Source organism: Micromonospora sp. NPDC005161, assembly GCF_053599855.1.
In genome coordinates, this window is the sequence record NZ_JBSFYQ010000044.1 from 43,654 (window position 1) to 49,714 (window position 6,061).

Genomic DNA, 6,061 nt, shown 5'->3' on the forward strand with positions numbered 1-6,061 from the left:
CGCGGGCATGCCGGCCTTGGCAGGTGCACGCCATCCTCGACGAGGCGGCAGCCGCCGACCGGCCTCGTCCCTGCTGACGTCATGTTGGTCAGTCCTTGCGGTGGCTCCCTCACCGCACGCAACGCCGAGACACGTCCCGAACCACAGCTGGCCCAAATAGATTGAGTGGAGGTTTGATGTTTCTGTTGCGTTCGTTTCGTGGCTATCGCCGCACCTTTGTATTGGTCGGATCGGTCGCGCTCGTCATTGGCCTGGTGAACCCTCCGCCGGCAAGGGGCGAGGCCCAAGTTCCTGATCGGGTGGGCGTCGCGCGTATTCTTCCGGCGCCGCAGCGTGTGGAGCCGCGTCCGGGCTCTGTCGTCCTGTCCGACAACGTCGATGTCGTCGCGGGTGCGGCCGTAGATCCGGCGGCTAAGGCGTCTCTTGTGGACGTGCTCCACACGCGCGGCGTCACCGCCAGGGTCGTCGGCAGCGCGGAAACTGCGAAATCGCATCCGGTGATCTTCCTCGGCGGTCCGAGCGAGACGTCGGCAAGCACCGCCGCGCTGAATGCTCTCGGGGTGGAGGGGCCAGCGGGGTTGCCCGGTGAGGGGTACGTGCTGGTGGCCGGGCACGATCGGCTCGGCCGACCGCGGATCGTCCTCTCGGGTGTGGACGGCGCTGGCACCTTCTACGCCGTTCAGTCATTGAGTCAGCTGCTCACGTCGAAAGGCTCCCGGGTGGCCGTAGACGGCGTGGCGGTGCGCGACTGGCCGGGTTACCGGGTCCGTGGGGGCATGGAGTCGTTCTACGGACCGGTGTGGTCGCAGGAGGACCGGCGCTCACAGATCGAGTTCCTGGCCCGGCACAAGATGAACCAGTTCTTCTACGGACCGGCGGATGATCTGCGTACCGGATCGCACTGGGACTCCCTGTACGACGAGGCGGAGCTGGGCCGGCTGAAGGAGATCGTCGACCTGGCGACGTCCCGCCATGTCGACTTTGTGTACCGGATCTCGCCGGAGGCGCCCCTGGCACCTGGCCAGGGGATCTGCCACGTGCGCGAGGCCGACCGGGCCAAGCTGCTGGCACGCCTGGCGCAGTTGTCGGAGATCGGGGTCCGCAGTTACGTCATCGCCTGGGACGACGTGTCCGGCAACTTTGCGTGCCAGGAGGACCGGGACGCCTACGAGGGCGATCCGTCGCCGCTCGCGGCCGCCCAGGCCGGGGTCACCAACCTGGTCCAACGGGAGTTCATCGAAAAGCGTCCCGGCGCCAGCCGGATGGTGGCCGTGCCGACGGAGTACTGGGGCATGACGCCCACACCGTACAAGAACCGGTTCGACGAGTTGGTGAGCACCGAGGTCGACCTCTACTGGACAGGCCCGGAAGTGGTCTCGCCGAGCATCACGGAGGACGACCTCCGGGCCGCTCAGGACGCCTGGCCGCGGCACCGGATCATGATCTGGGACAACTACCCGGTCAACGACTACAGCCCCAACCGACTGCTGCTGGGCCCACTGGTGAACCGTGACGCCGGCATGGCGGACGACGTCGTCGGCATCTCGTTCAACGAACTCGTCCAGCACCAGGAGGCCTCGCAGATCCCACTTGGCACCCAGGCCGACTACGCCTGGAACCCCGGGGCCTACGACGCGGAACGCTCCTGGACTCGGACGCTTCAGATCGTCGGCGGCGACGCGTACGACGAGCTGCGGCTTTTCGCGGAGAACAACAAGGCCAGCGCTCTGGACAACACCGCACGGCCGCAGTTCGCCGCTCTCATCAACCGGCTCATCGCCGACTACTCGGCGGGCCGGACAGTAAACGCCCAACTCAACCAGCTCGACCGGGAGCTGCGCCGTCTGGAGGAACTCCCGACCACACTCCGGGCGCGACTCGACAACCCTCGGCTACTCGAGCAGATCGGGCCCTGGCTGGACCGGGTCGGCACGACCGGCCAGGCGGGTCGGGCGGCCCTGGGCGTGCTCCGGGCGCAGGACCGGGGGGACGGCGAAGCTGCCTGGCTGGCCCGGCAGGGGCAGGCGCGTGCCCGCAGCATCCTCGACGGGACGTCGCACCAGATCAGTCCCGGCCCGGTCGATGATCTCCTCAGCTTCGCGGCCTCTCAGAGCGACGGCTACATCGGTGACCGTTGGTACGGTGATCTCGAGACCCCCACGGGCCTACCGGCTGCCGCCCAAGGGTCCGCGCTGGGTAACCTGAGCGACCGGCGCGACGACACGGCTTACGTCGCGGCCGGCAAGCCGCAGGACGGCGATGCGATCACGGTCCCGATCGCCAAGCCGCACCGGCTGTCGGCGGTGACCGTGGTGCAGGACGCGGCCGCTCCCGCCGACGGGATGATCCAGGCCTTGGTCGATGGCGCCTGGGTGAATCTCGGACCGCTCACTGACGGGTTCACCAAGGTGCCGGCGGCGGATCTGGCGGCCAGCGCGGTGCGGATCCGGTGGGCGCCGGGCAGCGCGGCCCCGCGCGTCTACGAGATCGCCCCGCGCTACTCCGACGTGTTCAGCGGTACCGTTTCGGTCGATCCGCCGGGGTCGCTCATCGCGCCAGGCAAGACGAAGCGGTTCCAGGTCTCCTTCGAGGTGTTCGCGGATCACAAGGTCAGTGGACGGGTGACCGCCACGGGCCCGGACGGCTGGACTACCGACCCAGCGACGCAGGTGTTCCGTGCCCAGCCGGGTGGCCGGACCATCGTCGCGAGCGTGCCGGTGGAGGTCACTGTCCCGGCTGGCGCGGAGCCAGGGCGCTACCAGGTCACGGTGGCCTTCAACGAGGAAGGCGCGCCACCGGTGAAGGTGTCGCTGCCGATCCTGGTGGGGGAGCAGAGCTACCCGAATATCGTGACCGGGGCGGACCCGGCCGGCTACTGGAGGCTCGGCGACGCGGCCGTCTCCAGCACCGCCGCGGACAGCTCCGCCAGCGGGCAGGACGGGACCTACCTGGCCGGCGCGCATCCGGACGCCGAGGGTGCGATCACCGGTGACCGGGCGGCGGACCTCTCCGCCGGCTACATTGAGGCACCACGAAGCCCCCGGGCCGACCTTCATGGCGCTTTCACGCTGGAGGCGTGGGTAAAGCTCGACACGCTCGCCCCGGCACCCGGGCAGGCGGTGATCGAGAGTTACGCCGGGCCGGCGATCAACGGTTACGCCCTGCGGGTGACCGACGGCGTCCTGCAGGCGTGGTCGCTCGGCGCTGCCGGGAAGGGGTCCGGCCTCGTGACCGGCCGTACCCGGCTGACGGCTAAGGAATGGCACCACGTCGCCGCCGTCTTCGACGGGTCACGACTGACCGTGTACCTCGACGGTGTCGCGGACAACAGCGTCGCGACGTCGGTGTCGCCAGGCAGCGGTACGGCGAGCGTCAAGCTCGGTGGCCGCGGGGACGACACGGCCCAGCGGCTGCAGGGCGACCTCGACGAGGCGGCGATCTACGACCGTGCCCTGACCGCAGCCGAACTCGAGACGCACTACCTCACCGGTCTCGGCTGAAGGGCCGCCGGACGCGCGTCAGCCTCCCTGGGACGGGGGGCTGACGTGCATCCGGATGGCGTAGCGGTCGCCGCGGTAGAGCGACCGCCCGTACTCCACGACCTTTCCCATGTTGTCGACCGAGATGCGCTCGATCAGGAACGCCGGGGCGTCCTCGGCGACGTCGAGTCGGTTCGCCTCGGTGTCAGTCAGCCGGGCGATGGTGACGGTCTGCCGCGCCGATTCGAGCCGCACCCCGAAGACGCGGCCCAGAACCTCGTACAGCGAGTCGTCGCGCTCCATCACCTTGAGCAGGCTGGGGAACCGCGCCGCGGAGAGGTTCGTCCGCTCCAGCGCCATCGGGATGCCGTCCGCCGTACGGATCCGCTCGATGTAGTGGGTCGGGTCGCCCGGGGCGATGTCGAGGTTGGCGGCGACCAGGCGGCTGGCCGGGCGGGTGCGGGCGCGGTACGACTTGGCCCCCGGTGTCATGCCGCGCATCCGCATGTCCTCGCTGAACGAGCGGAAGATCTCCGAGTGGGTCAGCGTGGGATGCTGCACGAAGGTCCCACGCCCGGGCACCCGCCGGACCATTCCCTTCGACTCAAGCGCATCGATGGAGCCCCGGACGGTCATCCGGGCGACTCCGAACCGCTCGGCAAGGACCCGCTCCGATGGGAGCAGCGCACCGTCCCGCGAGTTCAGCACCATGGCGGTGAGGACGTCCCTGATGTGCTCGCCCTTGCTGCCGGTGTGCTCCGCCAGCAAAGACTCAAGCGCCCCGTCGCTCGGTTCGTGTCGCGTCCTTGGCACGGACCGCTCCCCTTCCCACAACTTTGCCGTCATCGTACGGGCCAACTCCCCGGATGGCTGGCGACGTCGGCGAAACCGTTGACCTCCGGTCTATACCAGTATTAACCTCGGCTCGTTCGCCACGTCCAGCGGGTGGCGGCCACGACGATCGGAGATGCGATGCCCAGAAGACGCGGTGTGTTGGGGGCGGCGGCGCTGCTTGCCTTCGCCCTAACTGCGTGCGCGCCAGGCGGCGGGGGCGGCAGCGACGCCGTCAACCTAAAGGTCTGGGGCTGGCGACAGGAGGATGTCGCGGCGTACAAGAAGATCTTCCAAATTTACGAGAAGGCTCACCCGGGCGTGAAGGTGGAGTACCTCCCCTACAAGAACACCGAGTACGACACGATCCTCAAGACCGGCCTCACCGACTCCAGCGGCCCTGACGTCGCGCAGCTTCGCTCCTACGGGCTGCTCCAGCCGCTGGTCGGCGCCGGCAGCCTGGTGCCCCTCGACGGCCCGGTCGACAAGCTGAGCGGTTTTCCGAAGCAGATCCTCGACGGCGCGAGGGGCGAAAAAGACAGGCGCATCTACGGCGTCCCGTTCGCGCTCCAGACGCTGCACGTGATCTACAACAAGAAGATCTTCGCCGACAACGGCATCGCCGCCCCCACCACGTGGGCAGATATGATCGCGGGCTTCGACAAGCTCAGCAAGGCTGGCGTCACCCCGCTGGCGAACACCGTGACCGATAAATGGATGCTGCCGATCGAGCAGGAGATTTTCGGTGCCACGATGTACGGCGGCCCTGACTACCTCACCAAGATGCTCAACGGCTCGGCGAAGTTCACCGACGCGCCCTGGGTGAACTCCCTCGAGACCTGGAAAAGCACCCAGAAGTACTGGCCGGCGCAGGCGTCCGGGGTGAGCTACACGGACGCGCTGGCACTGTTCACCTCCGGCCGGGCCGCCGCGTTCCCCGGTGGTGTGTGGGAGCTCGCTGGGCTTCAGAAGGCTAACCCGCAGCTCTCCCTGGGCATCTTCAACGCCCCGCCTGCGCCCGGTGCGGCGGTCGACAAGACGCTGGTGCCCGGCTATGTCGACGGGTCGTTCGGCGTTTCCGCGAAGTCGCCCCACCGGGACGCGGCTCTGGACCTCGTGCGGTGGATGGCGACCGAGGAGTTCGGCCGGGCCCTGTCCACAGAGCTTCGTCAGATCTCCCCGGTACCGGGCGTCGAGCCGCAGGACGAACTCCTGGCCCAGGCGCTCAAGGAATACCAGGCGAACCCGAGCCCGTACGTCACCTACGCGTACTTTTCCGGCGGCACACCCACCGCCTGGGACCTCGCCTCCGAGGCGCTCTCCAACTACGTCCTCGGCCGAGGCAACGCCGCTGACGCGGCCGCACACATCCAACGAGGGGTCGATCAGTGGTTCCGGCCCAAGAACTAACAGTCCGTCCTGCCCGGCGCACACGCCGCCGGGCAGGACGGGTCTCGGCAGGGTGGATTACGACCTTCTGCCTGCCGGCGTTCGCGCTGTACGGCTTCTTCGTCGTGGTACCGCTCGTCACCGCCTTCTACTACGGGCTGTTCGAGTGGGACGGCACCCGCCAGGGGGCGTTCGTCGGAATCGGTAACTACCAGGAGATTTTCACCCGCTATCCGTTAGGCGACGAGATCCCGGCCGCCCTGGGGCCAGGGTCATTGCGTTCTAGGATTACTGCTGGTCACGGCGGTGATGAGGTCGTGGGAGCGGCGGTTGGCGCGTCTGGCGGCGCGGGCGATGTTGGT

The 6,061-nt window shown here is 68.4% G+C and carries 3 protein-coding genes and 1 pseudogene; 3 read left to right on the forward strand and 1 reads right to left on the reverse strand.

The features are described 5' to 3' along the window. The first annotated feature begins 95 nt into the window (after positions 1-95). Positions 96-3,500, forward strand: a complete 3,405-nt coding sequence (locus tag ACWD5O_RS30550; protein ID WP_450087452.1) for a beta-N-acetylglucosaminidase domain-containing protein — start codon at positions 96-98, stop codon at positions 3,498-3,500. 18 nt (positions 3,501-3,518) lie between these two features. Here the strand turns inward: ACWD5O_RS30550 and ACWD5O_RS30555 are convergent, their stop codons facing one another. Then, positions 3,519-4,292, reverse strand: coding sequence for a GntR family transcriptional regulator (locus ACWD5O_RS30555; protein WP_450087453.1), 774 nt, complete (start codon positions 4,290-4,292; stop codon positions 3,519-3,521). 132 nt (positions 4,293-4,424) lie between these two features. Between ACWD5O_RS30555 and ACWD5O_RS30560 the strand changes: the two genes are divergently transcribed. Then, positions 4,425-5,720, forward strand: a complete 1,296-nt coding sequence (locus tag ACWD5O_RS30560; RefSeq protein WP_450087454.1) for an ABC transporter substrate-binding protein — start codon at positions 4,425-4,427, stop codon at positions 5,718-5,720. A 104-nt stretch (positions 5,721-5,824) separates the two neighbouring features. Further along, a pseudogene (locus tag ACWD5O_RS30565) lies at positions 5,825-6,061 on the forward strand (hypothetical protein); the annotation flags it as partial.